The sequence below is a fragment of the Corynebacterium sp. MSK041 genome (assembly GCF_030232265.1).
GTDB lineage: Bacteria > Actinomycetota > Actinomycetes > Mycobacteriales > Mycobacteriaceae > Corynebacterium.
In genome coordinates, this window is sequence record NZ_JASPJK010000008.1 from 42,526 (window position 1) to 57,177 (window position 14,652).

19 protein-coding genes are annotated in these 14,652 nt (G+C 60.7%); 2 read left to right on the forward strand and 17 right to left on the reverse strand.

The window, feature by feature from the left end; genetic code table 11:
* Positions 1-88: 88 nt before the first annotated feature.
* From truA to rpsH, 17 genes are all read right to left on the reverse strand, one after another.
* Positions 89-967: a tRNA pseudouridine(38-40) synthase TruA gene (gene truA / locus QP968_RS07585; RefSeq protein ID WP_502870927.1), complete on the reverse strand. Its 879-nt coding sequence runs from the start codon at positions 965-967 to the stop codon at positions 89-91.
* 269 nt (positions 968-1,236) lie between these two features.
* A complete protein-coding gene (gene rplQ / locus QP968_RS07590) occupies positions 1,237-1,779 on the reverse strand; it encodes a 50S ribosomal protein L17 (protein ID WP_284855816.1) in 543 nt (180 codons plus the stop codon).
* Positions 1,780-1,831: 52 nt separating this feature from the next.
* Positions 1,832-2,845 carry a DNA-directed RNA polymerase subunit alpha gene (locus QP968_RS07595; protein ID WP_034664216.1) on the reverse strand — a complete coding sequence of 338 codons (1,014 nt, stop codon included), beginning with the start codon at positions 2,843-2,845 and terminating at the stop codon, positions 1,832-1,834.
* Between the two features lie 109 nt (positions 2,846-2,954).
* The gene (gene rpsD / locus QP968_RS07600; RefSeq protein ID WP_284855817.1) at positions 2,955-3,560 is read right to left on the reverse strand and encodes a 30S ribosomal protein S4; all 606 of its coding nucleotides are present in this window, start codon (positions 3,558-3,560) and stop codon (positions 2,955-2,957) included.
* Positions 3,561-3,590: 30 nt separating this feature from the next.
* Positions 3,591-3,995, reverse strand: a complete 405-nt coding sequence (gene rpsK / locus QP968_RS07605) for a 30S ribosomal protein S11 (RefSeq protein WP_034664220.1) — start codon at positions 3,993-3,995, stop codon at positions 3,591-3,593.
* 3 nt (positions 3,996-3,998) lie between these two features.
* Positions 3,999-4,367, reverse strand: coding sequence for a 30S ribosomal protein S13 (rpsM, locus tag QP968_RS07610; RefSeq protein ID WP_034664222.1), 369 nt, complete (start codon positions 4,365-4,367; stop codon positions 3,999-4,001).
* A 181-nt stretch (positions 4,368-4,548) separates the two neighbouring features.
* Positions 4,549-4,767: a translation initiation factor IF-1 gene (gene infA / locus QP968_RS07615; RefSeq protein ID WP_034664224.1), complete on the reverse strand. Its 219-nt coding sequence runs from the start codon at positions 4,765-4,767 to the stop codon at positions 4,549-4,551.
* 201 nt (positions 4,768-4,968) lie between these two features.
* Positions 4,969-5,733, reverse strand: a complete 765-nt coding sequence (locus QP968_RS07620; protein WP_284855818.1) for a L,D-transpeptidase — start codon at positions 5,731-5,733, stop codon at positions 4,969-4,971.
* 44 nt (positions 5,734-5,777) lie between these two features.
* Positions 5,778-6,575, reverse strand: a complete 798-nt coding sequence (map, locus tag QP968_RS07625) for a type I methionyl aminopeptidase (protein WP_284855819.1) — start codon at positions 6,573-6,575, stop codon at positions 5,778-5,780.
* Positions 6,576-6,644: 69 nt separating this feature from the next.
* Positions 6,645-7,190, reverse strand: a complete 546-nt coding sequence (locus QP968_RS07630) for an adenylate kinase (RefSeq protein WP_284855820.1) — start codon at positions 7,188-7,190, stop codon at positions 6,645-6,647.
* Complete coding sequence (gene secY / locus QP968_RS07635) at positions 7,190-8,518, reverse strand: preprotein translocase subunit SecY (protein WP_284855821.1); 1,329 nt, start codon at positions 8,516-8,518, stop codon at positions 7,190-7,192. Before secY ends, QP968_RS07630 begins: the two co-directional genes overlap by 1 nt.
* A 231-nt stretch (positions 8,519-8,749) precedes the next feature.
* Entirely contained in the window at positions 8,750-9,220 is a 471-nt protein-coding gene (rplO, locus tag QP968_RS07640) for a 50S ribosomal protein L15 (protein ID WP_284855822.1), read from the reverse strand.
* 7 nt (positions 9,221-9,227) lie between these two features.
* Complete coding sequence (gene rpmD / locus QP968_RS07645) at positions 9,228-9,413, reverse strand: 50S ribosomal protein L30 (RefSeq protein ID WP_284855823.1); 186 nt, start codon at positions 9,411-9,413, stop codon at positions 9,228-9,230.
* A 5-nt stretch (positions 9,414-9,418) separates the two neighbouring features.
* Positions 9,419-10,108: a 30S ribosomal protein S5 gene (gene rpsE / locus QP968_RS07650; RefSeq protein WP_284855824.1), complete on the reverse strand. Its 690-nt coding sequence runs from the start codon at positions 10,106-10,108 to the stop codon at positions 9,419-9,421.
* Positions 10,109-10,154: 46 nt separating this feature from the next.
* On the reverse strand, positions 10,155-10,556 hold the full coding sequence (rplR, locus tag QP968_RS07655) for a 50S ribosomal protein L18 (protein ID WP_034664239.1): 402 nt from the start codon (positions 10,554-10,556) through the stop codon (positions 10,155-10,157).
* Between the two features lie 3 nt (positions 10,557-10,559).
* Positions 10,560-11,096, reverse strand: coding sequence for a 50S ribosomal protein L6 (gene rplF, locus QP968_RS07660; RefSeq protein WP_284855825.1), 537 nt, complete (start codon positions 11,094-11,096; stop codon positions 10,560-10,562).
* Between the two features lie 14 nt (positions 11,097-11,110).
* Positions 11,111-11,509, reverse strand: coding sequence for a 30S ribosomal protein S8 (rpsH, locus tag QP968_RS07665; protein ID WP_284855826.1), 399 nt, complete (start codon positions 11,507-11,509; stop codon positions 11,111-11,113).
* Positions 11,510-11,958: 449 nt separating this feature from the next.
* Between rpsH and QP968_RS07670 the strand changes: the two genes are divergently transcribed.
* Positions 11,959-13,344: a family 1 glycosylhydrolase gene (locus QP968_RS07670; RefSeq protein ID WP_284855827.1), complete on the forward strand. Its 1,386-nt coding sequence runs from the start codon at positions 11,959-11,961 to the stop codon at positions 13,342-13,344.
* Positions 13,341-14,651: an MFS transporter gene (locus QP968_RS07675; RefSeq protein ID WP_284855828.1), complete on the forward strand. Its 1,311-nt coding sequence runs from the start codon at positions 13,341-13,343 to the stop codon at positions 14,649-14,651. Before QP968_RS07670 ends, QP968_RS07675 begins: the two co-directional genes overlap by 4 nt.
* Position 14,652 lies beyond the last annotated feature (1 nt).

The window sequence follows — 14,652 nt, forward strand, 5'->3', positions numbered from 1 at the left end:
AGCAGTGTTAATCCCCCAGCGCGTCCCACCCCGTGCGGGCGCGCAACTGCCCTCAAAGTCTAGGTCTCTCCACGCGTGGTCACAACCGCTACTCGACGAAAGGTTTCCGCGCAGGCACCTCGGAGGCATCCCGCCGGTCGCGTGTCACCGCGGCGCGCGCTGCCAATTCATCGTCCGCCGGGTAGTCCACGTCGACCAGTGTCAGGCCGCGGGCGGGGGCGAGGCGGACGTGGGGGGAGCGGGCGCGCATAAGTAAAAGCCCTTGAACCCAGTCTGCGGGCTGTTGTCCAGCGCCCACGTCGAGACAACTGGCCACGAGTGCCCGCACCATATGCCAGCAGAAAGCGTCCGCGGTGATCGTGGCTTCGTAAAGCTCCGGCTCCTCCTCCGTGGACACATCGGCCCAGGTGAACAAATGGACATCGCGGATCGTCGTCGCGTGCGGGCGCGGTTTACAAAACGCCGCGAAATCGTGCAGGCCCACCAGCGCCGTGGCTGCCTGTTGCACCGCATCAAGGTCGATCTTCTTCGGCCACACCGCAGTATCGCGCACGCGCAGTGGCGACGCGCCCGCCTCCGCCGTGGTCACTCGGTACCGATAGGTGCGGGTCAGCGCCGAAAATCGCGCGTCGAAGCCAACTGGTGCCTCCGTCACGCGAGTCACCCTCACATCCGGATCCAACAGCTTTGCTAATCGACGCACCAACCTCCCCGCATCCCCCTCAATCGAACGCTGCTCCAAGCTCGCGCGGGGAATGTCAGCGTGCGCGACCTGACCCGCGGCGTGCACCCCGGCATCCGTACGACCAGCGACAGTGAGCTCAACCGGGTAGCGCAAGACGAGGCTCAACGCATCCTCCAGAACACCCTGCACGGTGCGGACCTCCTGCCCATCGGCCGGCTTCTGGCGTGCCCAACCGTGGAAATCCGTGCCGTCATACGCGATATCAAACCGGAGCCGCATCATCTCGTCTGCCTTCTCCGAGGGCACACCAGGCTCCTGAATGCCTGCAGATGCACCTGTCCCTGTGTTCATGGCTTCCACCATAAAGCCCACGGTTAGTCGCGTTTGAAATCGCCTGATAAACCCGCAGGTCACGTGGTGGCTATGTGGCTTATGTGATTAGGAAACCATACGCGACTAACCAACCCAGAAACCCAGGAACTCCGGCACACAAAAGCACCCGCTCCCCCATGAAAGGGAACGGGTGCTGGGCGCTGACAGGTGCGGGAGCTTTACTCCTCGTCCTCAGCCTTGTCCTCAGCCGGGGTCTCCTCGACCTTCTCCTCGGACGCAGCCTCCTCAGCCTCTTCAGCCTCAGCCTCTTCAGCCTTAGCCTCTTCAGCCTCGGCTTCAGCCTCTGCGGCCTTCTCCTTGGATGCGGCAGCGCGGGTAGCGCGGGTTGCCTCGGCGGTCACGGTCTCCTCGAGAACGAGGGAGATGTTGGCCATCGGGGCGTTGTCACCCTTGCGGTTTTCCAGCTTGATGATGCGGGTGTAGCCGCCATCGCGGTTCTCAAACAGCGGTGCAAGCTCGTTGAACAGGTATGCAACGACATCCTTGTTCGGGATCTCAGCAGCCACTGCACGACGGTCGTTGACCGTGCCGGACTTCGCCTTGGTGATCAGCTTCTCTGCGTACGGGCGCAGAACCTTCGCCTTAGCGTTGGTGGTGTTGATGGAGCCGTTTGCGAACAGTTGGCTAGCCAGGTTGGACAGAATGTGCTTCTGGTGCCCAGCCGAGCCGCCGAGACGCGGGCCCTTCTTCGGGGTAGGCATTGTTACTCCTCGTGTGGTTTATAAGTGTGTGCTCGAGTGTGTGCTCAGTGCTTTACTCGGCGTCATCCAGTCCGCCGTCGACAAAGTCGCCGGTCTCTGCGTCGTAGCCTTCAATCTGCGTGGGATCAAAGTCTTCCGGTGCGTCCTTGAGGGTGAGCCCCAGGGATGCCAGCTTGATCTTGACCTCATTGATGGACTTCTGACCGAAGTTACGGATGTCCAGCAGATCAGACTCGGAACACTCAGCGAGTTCGCCGACGGTGTGGATTTCCTGGCGCTTCAGGCAGTTGTAGGAGCGCACAGAGAAGTTCAGATCCTCAATCGGCATGTTGTAGGCCGCGATGAACTCCGTCTCCTGCGGGGACGGGCCGATCTCAATGCCCTCGGCGGCGGTGTTCAGCTCGCGTGCGAGGCCGAACAGTTCAACCAGGGTGGAGCCAGCGGACGCGAGAGCGTCGCGGGCGGTCATGGAGTTCTTGGTCTCCACATCGATGATCAGCTTGTCAAAGTCGGTGCGCTGCTCAACACGCGTTGCCTCAACCTTGTAGGAAACCTTCAGCACCGGCGAGTAGATCTGGTCGACTGGGATACGGCCGATCTCGCCACCGGAGTTGGGCATTGCCGGAACGTAGCCACGGCCACGCTCAACGACGAGTTCCATCTCCAGCCGCGCGTTCTCATTCAGAGACGCGATGTGCAGATCCGGGTTGTGCACGGTGACATCTGCCGGCAGATCAATGTCTGCGGCGGTGACGTCAGCCGGGCCTTCCTTGGACAGGTACATGACCACCGGCTCGTCAGATTCGGAGGACAGAACCAGGTCCTTGACGTTGAGGATGATCTCGGAAACGTTTTCCTTCACACCATTGATCGTGGTGAACTCGTGGAGCACACCGTCGATTTTGATGGATGTCACCGCTGCGCCCGGGATGGACGACAGCAGAGTACGACGAAGCGAGTTGCCCAGGGTGTAGCCGAAACCAGGCTCGAGAGGCTCGATGACGAACTTCGAACGGTTGGTATCGATGTACTCCTCGGACAGTTGAGGACGCTGTGAGATGAGCATTGAACTTCTCCTTTATCGGCGACCGCTATATGACGCCGGTAGGTTCTTACGGCAAACACCGCCAGAACGGGAAAGTGGATGGATGCGCCGGGTAGCGAATCCTGTTGTTTTACTTCGAGTAAAGCTCGACGATGAGCTGCTCCTGCAGCGGAACGTCGATCTGAGCGCGCTCGGGCAGCTGGTGCACGAGGATGCGCAGGGTCTCAGGAACGACCTGCAGCCACGCCGGAACGACAGCATCGACCAGGTTGTCCTGGGCCTCTTCGAACCACAGCATGTTGCGGGACTTCTCGCGGACATCGATGATGTCGTACTGGGTCACGCGGTAAGAAGGCACGTTGGTCTTCTTGCCGTTCACGGTGAAGTGACCGTGGGACACCAGCTGGCGTGCCTGGCGGCGGGTGCGTGCCAGACCAGCGCGGTACACAACGTTGTCCAGACGGGACTCCAGAAGAATCAGCAGGTTGTCACCGGTCTTACCCGGGAGGCGGTTAGCCTCCTCGTAGTAGCGGCGGAACTGCTTCTCCATCACGCCGTAGGTGAAGCGAGCTTTCTGCTTCTCCTGCAGCTGGAGCAGGTACTCAGATTCCTTGATGCGAGCGCGGCCAGCCTGCCCCGGAGGGTACGGGCGACGCTCGAAGGACATGTCGCCGCCGACGAGGTCGACGCGGAGGCGACGGGATTTACGGGTAGCAGGGCCTGTATAACGAGCCATGATGTGTTACCTCTATTCCTTTCTGCCTAGTTAAACGCGACGACGCTTCGGCGGACGGCAACCGTTGAACGGCTGCGGCGTCACGTCGGAGATCGAGGACACCTCCAGGCCGGCGGCCTGGATGGAACGGATTGCGGTCTCGCGGCCGGAGCCCGGACCCTTGACAAAGATGTCAACCTTCTTCATGCCGTGGTCCATTGCCTTGCGGGCAGCGTTCTCAGCAGCCATCTGCGCAGCGAACGGAGTGGACTTACGGGAACCCTTGAAGCCGACGTGGCCGGAGGATGCCCAGGAGATAACAGCACCGCTCGGGTCCGTGATGGTCACGATGGTGTTGTTGAAGGTGGACTTGATGTACGCGTGGCCGTTGGCCACGTTCTTCTTAACGACGCGGCGACCAGTGCGACGCGCGCCGGAACGAGTCTTAGGAGCCATGAATTACTTCTTCTTTCCTGCGATGGTCTTCTTCGGTCCCTTACGGGTGCGCGCATTGGTCTTGGTGCGCTGGCCGCGGACGGGAAGACCGCGACGGTGGCGCAGGCCCTGGTAAGAGCCAATTTCGATCTTGCGACGGATGTCAGCCTGAACTTCGCGGCGGAGGTCACCCTCTACCTTCCAGGAGCTCTCGATGACATCACGAAGAGCAGCAACCTGATCATCGGTCAGGTTGTCAGTGCGCAGGTCGGGAGAAATACCAGTCTTCTCCAACAATTCCTTGGAACGGGCTGGGCCGATTCCGTAAATGTAGGTAAGTGCGACCTCCATGCGCTTGTTGCGCGGCAGGTCAACACCAGCAAGACGTGCCATGTGGTACGTACCTTTCAGGTTGTTTCGGTGGTTTTCTCCCTACTCGTCCGCGCCACGCGACGCTTGTGTCCGGACCATACCGGACTATTGGGTCGTGATTCACGCGGCTCCAGCCACCGCAGCCGGAGGTGAGAAGACACACCCACCTTGGGGTATGCCGTGAATAAGGAGGCTTAAAGGTTTACTTGTAGCGGTAGACGATACGTCCGCGTTCCAGGTCGTATGGGGAAAGCTCCACGACAACCCGGTCTTCAGGGAGAATGCGGATGTAGTGCTGGCGCATCTTGCCACTGATGTGAGCGAGAACTTCGTGCCCGTTGTCCAGCTCGACACGGAACATTGCGTTCTTCAAGGGCTCGACAATGCGGCCCTCAACCTCGATTGCGCCTTCTTTAGCCATACACTCCGCTTTCCCGGCACCATGTTTGATGCGGTGAAACCGCTGGTACCTAACGTATTTGAGTCAACTGCTTGGAGCATGCAGCACAAAGCTACACACCGTTTGACAACTATAGCCATCTACCTGCGGTAAAGCAAAACCAAAGGCCCGTGGACGACCTGCATTGTTGGTCGCCCGACGGGCCCTCACACCTAGCGGAAACTAGAACACGTGAACCTGGTCACCGATGCGCAGAGTGTTGAAGTAGTGCTGAGCATCACCCCTGTACATGCGGATGCAGCCAGCAGACTTGATCGACGGATCGCCTTGGTGGAACGCGATGCCGTTGTACGTGAAGTAGGTAGCAAACGGCATGGGGGCGTTGTCGAATTCGTAGGAAATCTCATCGCGCACCTTGCGGTTGACGTGGTGGAAGCCCTTCGGGGTGTCCTGCCCCGGCTTGCCGGAGGCCATGCGGACTGGCCCGTAGGTGATCTTGCCGTTGTCCTGGAGCCAGGTGCGCTGGTTGGCAATATCCACGCAAGCTCGGGCGGACGGAGCGCAGCCAGCGGGCTGGTTCGGTGCGGGCGCTGGAGCCGGTGCGGGCGCTGGAGCCGGTGCAGGCGCCGGGCGTGGAGTGCGCTCAGCAATCAGACCGGGAGCTATGCCCTCAACGAGGCGGTCAATGTCGGCGTGGAACTGCTGCTCCTGCGCCTTGTTGCCGCCTGCCAGTGCGGTAGCCTGCGCGCGCAGCGCGTTACGCACATCCCACACGGCGTTGCGTGCGTTGTTGTTCATGGTCATCGAGGCAGCCTGGAGGCTACGCTCCGCCTGCTGGAGGAACGGGCTGGAGCTGCTCACGTTCGAGGAAAGGGACTGTGCTTCGGCTGTCACGGGTGTGGCAAGGAGGCCGATGGCCAGGCCGGCCGCAGCGACGAGGGAGCCGAATCGGCGCGCTTTCTTCAGGAGCAGGTTATTTTCGTGCATGCGGAAAGTATAACTGTCAAAGCGCCAAATACAGGAACGGCGCGTTATGCGCTGCGCGGGGTGAGAATGCGCGGACCGTCGTCTGTTGCGGCGACGGTGTGTTCCCAGTGGGCTGCGGGCGAGCCGTCTGCTGTGACCACAGTCCAGTCGTCTTCCAGCACGTAAGAATCAGTTTCCCCGCCCAGAATGAGCATCGGCTCAATGGCGAGCACAGAACCAGCTTGAATGTGTGGTCCGCGGCCTGGGCGGCCCTCGTTTTCCAAGTAAGGATCTTGGTGCATGGTCCGACCAATGCCGTGGCCACCGTAGCCCGCCAGAATGCCCAGCTTCACACCAAAGGTCACTTCGGCTTCGCGGGTGGCGCGTTCGAGGGCATGGGAGACGTCGGTAAGCCTATTGCCCGGGATCATCGCCTGGAGCCCGCCAAGAAGCACAGCGCGTGTTGCGCGATTGAGCTTATCGACGTCCTCCGCCACCTCCCCCACCCCAAAACTCCACGCCGAATCCCCAACCCAACCGTCTAGGGTCGCACCACAGTCGATGGAGACAAGATCGCCTTCCTTGAGCACCGTATCGGCGGAGGGAATACCGTGAACAACAACCTCATTGACTGAGGCACAGACAGAACCGGGGAAACCCTGGTAGCCCTTGAACGTTGGAATCGCACCGTGGTCACGGATCACTTGTTCGGCAATCGCATCCAACTCCTGGGTGGTCACACCTGGGGCGGCAGCTTCGCGTACGGCCGTGAGGGCGTGACCGACGATCCGGCCGGCGGCTTCCATGGCATCGAGCTCGCCCGGTGTCTTCGCAGCGATAGTCTTCTTACGTCCGAACAGCATTGTGTGGTCCCTTCCTTCAAAAAGAGAAGCGCTGGCCTAATTGTGGCCAGCGCTCATCTCTTCGGCAAGCTACTTACCCAGTTTCTCCATCGTGCGGGCGTTAACCTGCTCAACGTCACCGTCAGCATCAATGTTGATCAGGGCGTCGCCGTAGTGGTCAATCAGCGGAGCAGTCTCATCACGGTAGACCTGCAGGCGGGTGCGGATGGTGTCCTCATTGTCATCCGCGCGACCACGGGCCAGCATGCGGCCCACCACCGTGTCCTCGTCGACCTGGAAGTTGATCACGCCATCGAGCTTCTGCCCCTGGGAGTTCAGCAGCTTCTCTAGGATCTCAGCCTGCTCAACGGTGCGCGGGAAACCGTCCAGAAGCCAACCATTCTGGGCATCGGCTTCAGCCAGGCGCTCTTCCACCATGCGAGCAGTCACCGATGTGGGAACGAGTTTGCCGGCGTCGATGTACTCCTTCGCCTCTACACCCAGCGGGGTTCCCTCACCAATATTGGCGCGGAACAGGTCACCGGTGGAGATGTGCGGGATACCGAGCTTCTCCGAAATGATCGCTGCCTGGGTGCCCTTACCGGCACCGGGAGGGCCGAGGAGTACAAGTCGCATTATTTCAACAGTCCTTCGTAGTTGGATTGCAGGAGTTGGGATTCAATTTGCTTCACCGTGGTCAGGGCCACGGACACCATAATCAGAATAGCCGTACCACCGAACGCGGACATGCCGCCACCGCCGGCGCCACCAAGGCCCATATCAAGGGCGATGTTCGGCAGGATGGCAATCAGGCCGAGGTAGATTGCACCGACGAACAGCAAACGGTTCATCACAAACGCGAGGTACTGCGCAGTCGGACGGCCCGGACGAATACCGGGGATGAAGCCGCCGTACTTCTTCATGTTGTCTGCTTGCTCGTACGGGTCGTACTGAATGGACACGTAGAAGTAAGAGAAGAAGATGATCAGCGCGAAGTAGGTCAAAATGTACTGCCAGGAAGCCGGGTTCTGCAGCCACGCCATGACGGTGGACATCCACCAGTTATCCGGAGGGGTCGGCTTATTGGAGTTCACAATCTGAGTGATCAGAACCGGAACGTACATGAGGGAGGACGCGAAGATCACCGGGATCACGCCTGCCTGGTTCACCTTCAGCGGCAGGTAGGTAGAGGTACCACCGTACTGGCGGCGACCAACCATACGCTTGGCGTATTGGACTGGGATGCGGCGCTGCCCCTGCTCGATGAACACGATGCCCACGACAAGGAAGATCACGGCAGCGACCACCACTGCGAAGATCAATGGACCGGACTGGCGGAGAATGTTCGCACCATCGGTAGGTAGGCGGGTAGCAATACCGGCGAAGATGAGCAGGGACATACCATTGCCCACGCCCTTCTCCGTGATGATCTCACCGAGCCACATGATCAGAACGGCGCCGGAGGTCATCACAATGACCATCATGGCCAGTGTCCACACCGTACGGTCCTCAACCAGGACGGGCACACCTTGGCCGAGCAGCTGCTCACGGTCCGCCAGAGCCACGATGCCCGCGGACTGCAGCAGAGCAAGCGCCACCGTGAGGTAGCGCGTGTACTGCATCATCTTGGCCTGGCCAGCCTGGCCTTCCTTCTTCAGCTCCTCAAACCGCGGAATCACCACGGTGAGCAGCTGCGTGATAATGGATGCGGTGATGTACGGCATGATGCCGATAGCAAACACCGACAACTGCAGTAGCGCACCGCCGGAGAACAGGCTGATCACCGAGAAGATGTTGCCTTGATCACCGGCAGCGAGGGCGCGGAGACGCTCGGCGATAATGCCGTAATCAACTCCCGGCGTCGGGATTTGCGCGCCAATGCGGTAGAGGATGATCAGGGCTAGCGTGATCAAGATCTTCTTGCGAAGATCAACATCCTTGAACGCCTGGACAATGGTGGACACGTGGCCTCCTGGCTTATCCCGCGTGACTTGAGCCCCACGGCGATAGCGGACAGTAGATAACGTAATTGACTTGTCTACCCTAGCAGGTGTGCGTCAAAAACATTGATTCCGGTGGCAGGTAAGGGTGCGTCCCGGTGGGCGTCGAAAAGCAAACTTGCGCTTGAATGCAAAAATCCCCGCATGAGATGAGCTGATGCCCTCTCATGCGGGGAGAAAACTAGGAGTGAGAAACTACTTCTCCTCGCCAGCCTTCACAGTTGCCTCCGTGGTGGAACCACCAGCAGCGGTGATCTTCTCCACCGCAGACTTGGAGAACTTCTCGGCGGTCACGTCCAGCTTGACGCTGATCTCGCCGTCGCCCAGGACCTTCACCGGCTGGTTCTTGCGCACAAGACCAGCAGCGACGAGGTCTGCAACGGCGACGGTGCCACCCTTCGGGAACGCCTTTGCCAGGTCGGAAACGTTGACCACCTGGTAGACGATCTTGTTCGGGTTCTTGAAGCCCTTGAGCTTCGGCAGACGCATGTGCAGCGGCATCTGGCCACCCTCGAAAGCAGCGGAAACCTGCTTACGAGCCTTGGTGCCCTTCGTACCGCGGCCAGCGGTCTTACCCTTGGAAGCCTCACCGCGGCCGACGCGGGTCTTGGCCTTGTTAGCGCCCTCAGCCGGGCGCAGATCATGGAGCTTGATTACTTCAGCCATGGTTTATCTACTCCCCTGCTACTTCTTCGACGGTGACCAAGTGGGCCACCTTGAGGATCTGGCCGCGCGTTGCGTCGTTGTCCTGCTTGATCACGGACTGGCCGATCTTGCGCAGGCCCAGAGCCTCCAGGTTCTTGCGGGTGACCGGCTTCTGGCCGACCTTCCCGTGGTGCAGCGTAATCTTCAGAGCCATTGTGCTTATGCCTCCTGTCCTGCGCGTGCGCGCAGCATACGAGCCGGTGCGACTTCCTCGACGGACTTGCCACGACGAGCGGCAACTTCCTCCGGGCGGACGAGCTCCTTCAGGCCAGCAACGGTGGCCTGAACCACGTTGAGGGCGTTGTCGGAACCGAGGGACTTGGCCAGGATGTCCTGGACACCAGCGCACTCAAGCACCGGACGGACTGCGCCACCGGCGATCACACCGGTACCAGGAGCAGCCGGGCGGAGCATAACAATGCCCGCTGCAGCTTCGCCCTGAACCGGGTGAGGGATGGTGCCACCGATCATTGGGACGCGGAAGAAGTTCTTACGAGCTTCCTCTGCACCCTTCTGAATTGCGGCCGGGACTTCCTTTGCCTTGCCGTAGCCGACACCGACCATGCCCTGGCCGTCGCCAACCACAACGAGTGCGGTGAAGGACATGTTGCGGCCACCCTTAACGGTCTTGGCAACACGGTTGATGGTGACGACGCGCTCGATGTACTTATCGCGCTCGTCCTGTGCACCGCCACGGCGGTCGTCGCGGCGGCCGCGGCCACCACGCTCGTTACGGTCGTTGCGGCCACCACGCTCGTTGCGGCCACCGCGCTCGCCACGCTGCTCGGTGCTGTTGTTGTTCTGGTCTTCGGCGGATGCTCCGCCGTCACGCCGTTCACGCTCGGCCATTACGCGATCCTTCCGTTGATGTTTACGTACTTAGCTGCGATGGTCATTAGAACTTCAGACCACCTTCACGTGCGGCGTCAGCCAGAGCGGCGACGCGGCCGTGGTACTTGTATCCGCCGCGGTCGAAGACGATCTCTTCGATGCCGGCAGCCTTGGCGCGCTCAGCGATGAGCTCACCAACCTTGGCTGCCTTGGCCTTCTTGTCGCCCTCGAGGGTGCGCACGGCATCTTCCATGGAGGAAGCAGAGACCAGGGTGTGGCCTGCCAGGTCATCGATGACCTGCACGTGCACGTGGCGGGAGCTGCGGTGGACAACGAGACGCGGGGTCTCCGGGGTGCCACGCAGCGTCTTGCGGATGCGGTTGTGGCGGCGGACGCGTGCTTCGCGGCGGCGGGTGGCAATGTCCCGGCCGACCGGGGTGCGCTTCTGCTTTGCTTCAGTGCTCATTGTTTACTTACCCGTCTTTCCGACCTTGCGGCGAACCTGCTCGCCCGCGTAACGGATGCCCTTACCCTTGTACGGGTCATCCTTGCGGAGGCGACGGATGTTCGCAGCAATCTGGCCAACCTGCTGCTTGTTGATGCCTTCGATGGACAGCTTCGTGTTGCCGTCAACGGCGAACGTGACGCCCTCCGGAGCCTCAATGAGGATCGGGTGGGAGTAGCCGAGGGAGAACTCAAGGTCCTTGCCCTTGAGCTGAACACGGTAACCAACACCGAAGATCTCCATGTTGATCTTGTAACCCTCGGTCACACCAACAACGCAGTTGTTGATGAGAGAGCGGGTCAGACCGTGCAGGGAGCGGTTGTCACGGTGGTCATCCGGACGGGTGACCACAATCTGGTTGTCCTCAACGGCAGCGGTGATCGGCTCCGGCACGTCAACGGAGAGTGTGCCCTTCGGGCCCTTCACCTCAACGAGCTGGCCATCGATCTTGGTTTCTACACCGTTGGGGATAGCGATGGGTGCGTTTCCTACGCGAGACATGTACTACTCCTCCCTTACCAGACGTAGGCGAGGACTTCCCCACCTACACCCTTCTCTTGGGCCTGGCGGTCCGTGAGCAGACCCTGGGACGTGGAAATGATTGCCACACCCAGGCCGCCGAGAACCTGCGGCAGGTCAGTCGACTTGGCGTACACACGCAGGCCCGGCTTGGACACGCGGCGCAGACCAGCGATGGAAGACTGACGGGACGGGCCGTACTTCAGGTCGAGGGAGAGGGTCTTGCCCACCTTTGCGTCCTCAACCTTGTAGTCAGCGATGTAGCCCTCCTGCTTGAGGATCTCCGCGATGTTGACCTTCAACTTCGAGGAGGGCATGGACACGGACTCGTGGTGCGCGTTGTTTGCGTTGCGCACGCGAGACAGCATGTCCGCAATGGGATCTGTCATGGTCATAGTTGACCGTTTACCTTTCTCGTTGCGGTTCCTCTCCACCCATATGTCCGCCGCACGTAGCGGCTGACTGCGTTTTCCGTGTGATGTGTCGGGGGCTACTTTTGCTCGCACACAGCGTGTTCACGAGCAGTTGGGGCGCTCCCCAGCGCTTAGTAGCGCCAGGTGCTCGCCGCCACCCTCCATACGGTCCGCATTGAGGCGGGGGGCCTGCAACAAAGTTGGATTCTTACGTTCTTACGGCTCTGACGCGCACGAAATGCACACTACGTGCCATGCGCGCAGGTCCGTCGGTCAACCATACAGGTCAGCGCAGTTCAAGCACAAATCGCTTATCGACGCCCCACAGCCCCACTGCTTTGCCCCCAAAAAATAGGTGGCGGGGGGACGTCGATAAGCAAAGATGCGCAAACCGCAACATGGACTCCTCGATGACCTTTAGGGTTTCTTTCATGTCCAAAAACATCACCGATATCCCCTTGAACGGAATGCGCATCGGCACCGCGTCTGCTGGCCTGCAGATTGAGGGCTCCCCCTGCCCCAGCAACTGGTCAGAATGGGCCGATGGCGGCAACATCGCCGACGGCACAACGCTTGAACCGACCACGGGCCACTGGCTGAAATGGCGGGAGGATAACCAACTCATGGCGGAACTGGAGTTCCCCATTGCCCGCGTGGGTGTGGAGTGGTCCCGCATCGAACCAGCACCCGGCCAGTACGACACCGCCGCGCTGGAGCGCTACGCCGAGGAGTACCGCGACTTGAAGGCCAAGGGCATCGAACCGCTGGTGACCCTGCATCACTTCGGCCAACCCCTGTGGCTAGAGCACCGCGGCGGGTGGACAAACCCGGAGATCGTCCCAGCGTTTCTCGGTTTCGTGGACGTTGTGCTCGACCACCTCGGGGACTTCATCGACGACTGGATCACCATCAACGAACCCAACGTCTACGCCTCCGAAGCTTTCCTCTTCGGCTCCCAGCCACCCGGTAAGGGCGGTTACCTACCCGTGCGTAAGGTCCTGCAGAACATGGCTGCGGCCCACCTACTTGCCTACGAGCACATCCACGCCCGCCTGGATTCCCCCGACCGGGAGATCAAGGTCACCTTCGCCCACCACAAGCGCGTCTTCGACCCGATGAACCCCGCCAACCCGATCCACCGCGCGCTGACACCGCTGGTGGAATACCTCTTCCAAGGCGCTATGGAAAAGGCCTTCTACCACGGGAAATTCGATCCCGTCCTCGGCCGGCCAGAGTCCCTGCCCCGCGGCTTTGGCAACGGTGCGGGCTCTAAAACCTACTACGCGGATGCGATTGCGATTAACTACTACTCCCGCACCGCTGTCAAAGGTTTTAATGACGCCACCTTCCCTGGCCGTCCCACCAATGACCTCGGGTGGGAGATCTACCCACGCGGCATCGTGGAAGTTTCCGCCCCACTAGCCAAGGAATACGGCCTGCCCATCTGGATCACAGAGAACGGCACCGCTGACAACACCGAGTCCTTCCGGTGCGGCTTTGTCTACGACCACCTGGAGGAGCTCGCCCGCCTCAATGCGGGCATGCCCGCTCCCGACGGTACCCCGCAGGAGGCGGTCCCGGTCCAGCGCTACTACCACTGGTGCTTCGTGGACAATTGGGAGTGGTCTGAGGGCATGGCACAACACTTCGGTGTGGTGGCGCTCGATAATGAGCTTGGCCGCCACCCCAAACCTGCGGCCTACATGTTGCGCGATATCAACCGCGCTGGCGCACTGACCACCGCCATCGATGAGCAGTACCGCGAACCCACCGCGAAGAATGCCCGCATCAGCACACCCGGCAGGGGCCTGAAGTGACGCACGCACAGCACCTCAGCCCAGCACCGGCTGACACATCCGCCGGCACGACGATCGCGGAGCGTCACCCGCGCGCGTTCTTCTGGAAGTTCGCGCTGGCTTACTTTGGCACCTGCCTCGTCTGGGCCGGGCCATCGCAGCTCCTACTGGCCAACCAGATGATCGCGGTGCGGCCAGAGAGCTACGAGAATGCTCTGGCGCTGCTCATGATGTGCGGTGGCGCCACCGCCGTGATCACGAGTCTGCTGGTGGGGTTGATCGCTGACCGCTCACACCTGTCCAACCATTCGGCGTGGGCACGGCGCTGGGGTAAGCGCTTCCCGTGGATCATGCTGGCGCTCCCGCTGGCATCGCTGGGCATGTTGGCACTGTCCTTCACACCTCCTTACTGGTCACTCGTAGTGCTGTGGTGTCTCATCCAATGCTTCGTCGCGTTTATGACGAACAACCTGTTCACCATCACCGCCGACGTTGTCCCTCAGAAACGCTTCGGGGCGATCTCCGGCGTCCTCGGTGTCACGTACGTCCTTGGGCTCGTGGGTGGCACCGCGATTGCGAGCCTCCTCCCACTGAACTGGGCTTACATCATCATTGCGGGCCTGGCGTTGGGCTTAGTCATCCAGCTTGGTTTCGGCCGTGGCGCGATAGACCCAGTGGTGAACCAATCCACCGTGGATGAACAAGCAGAGTTCGGCGCCATCGTCCTCGGTGGCGATAGTGAGGCAGAAAAGCTCCCACTGTCGGTCTACCGCAACTACTGGACTGTGTTCCTAGCGCGCTTTGTCATGCACGCCACCCAGTACACCGCGCTGTTCTACCTCCTCTACTACTTGCGTGACTACATCGGTGTCGGTGATCCGGATACCTGGGTACTCATCCTCACCGTTGTGTTCGCCGTAGTCACAATGGTCACCGCCGCAGTGTCCGGCACCTTGTCGGACAAGCTAGAGCGACGCCGCATCTTCCTCATCCTGGCCGCACTAACCATGGCAGCAGCCACCGTGATCATGACCTTCGTGGACGCCGTCGCCTTCGTGGTTGTCGCCGCGGTGTTCCTTGGTGTGGCGTGGGGCATGTTCTCAGCCGTGGAACAAGCCATGATCAATGAGTCTCTCCCCTCAAAGATCAGCCGCGCCCGGGACGTGTCCATCATGACCTTGGCTCAAGGCACTGCGAACATGGTCGCCGGCGGATTCGCCGCCGCAGGTTTGAAGTACCTCGGTGGCTACCCAGGGCTGTACCAGGCGTGCGCCGTAGCCTGCATCATTGGTGCCGGACTGGCCCTGACCATTCGTTCCTCCCGTTAGA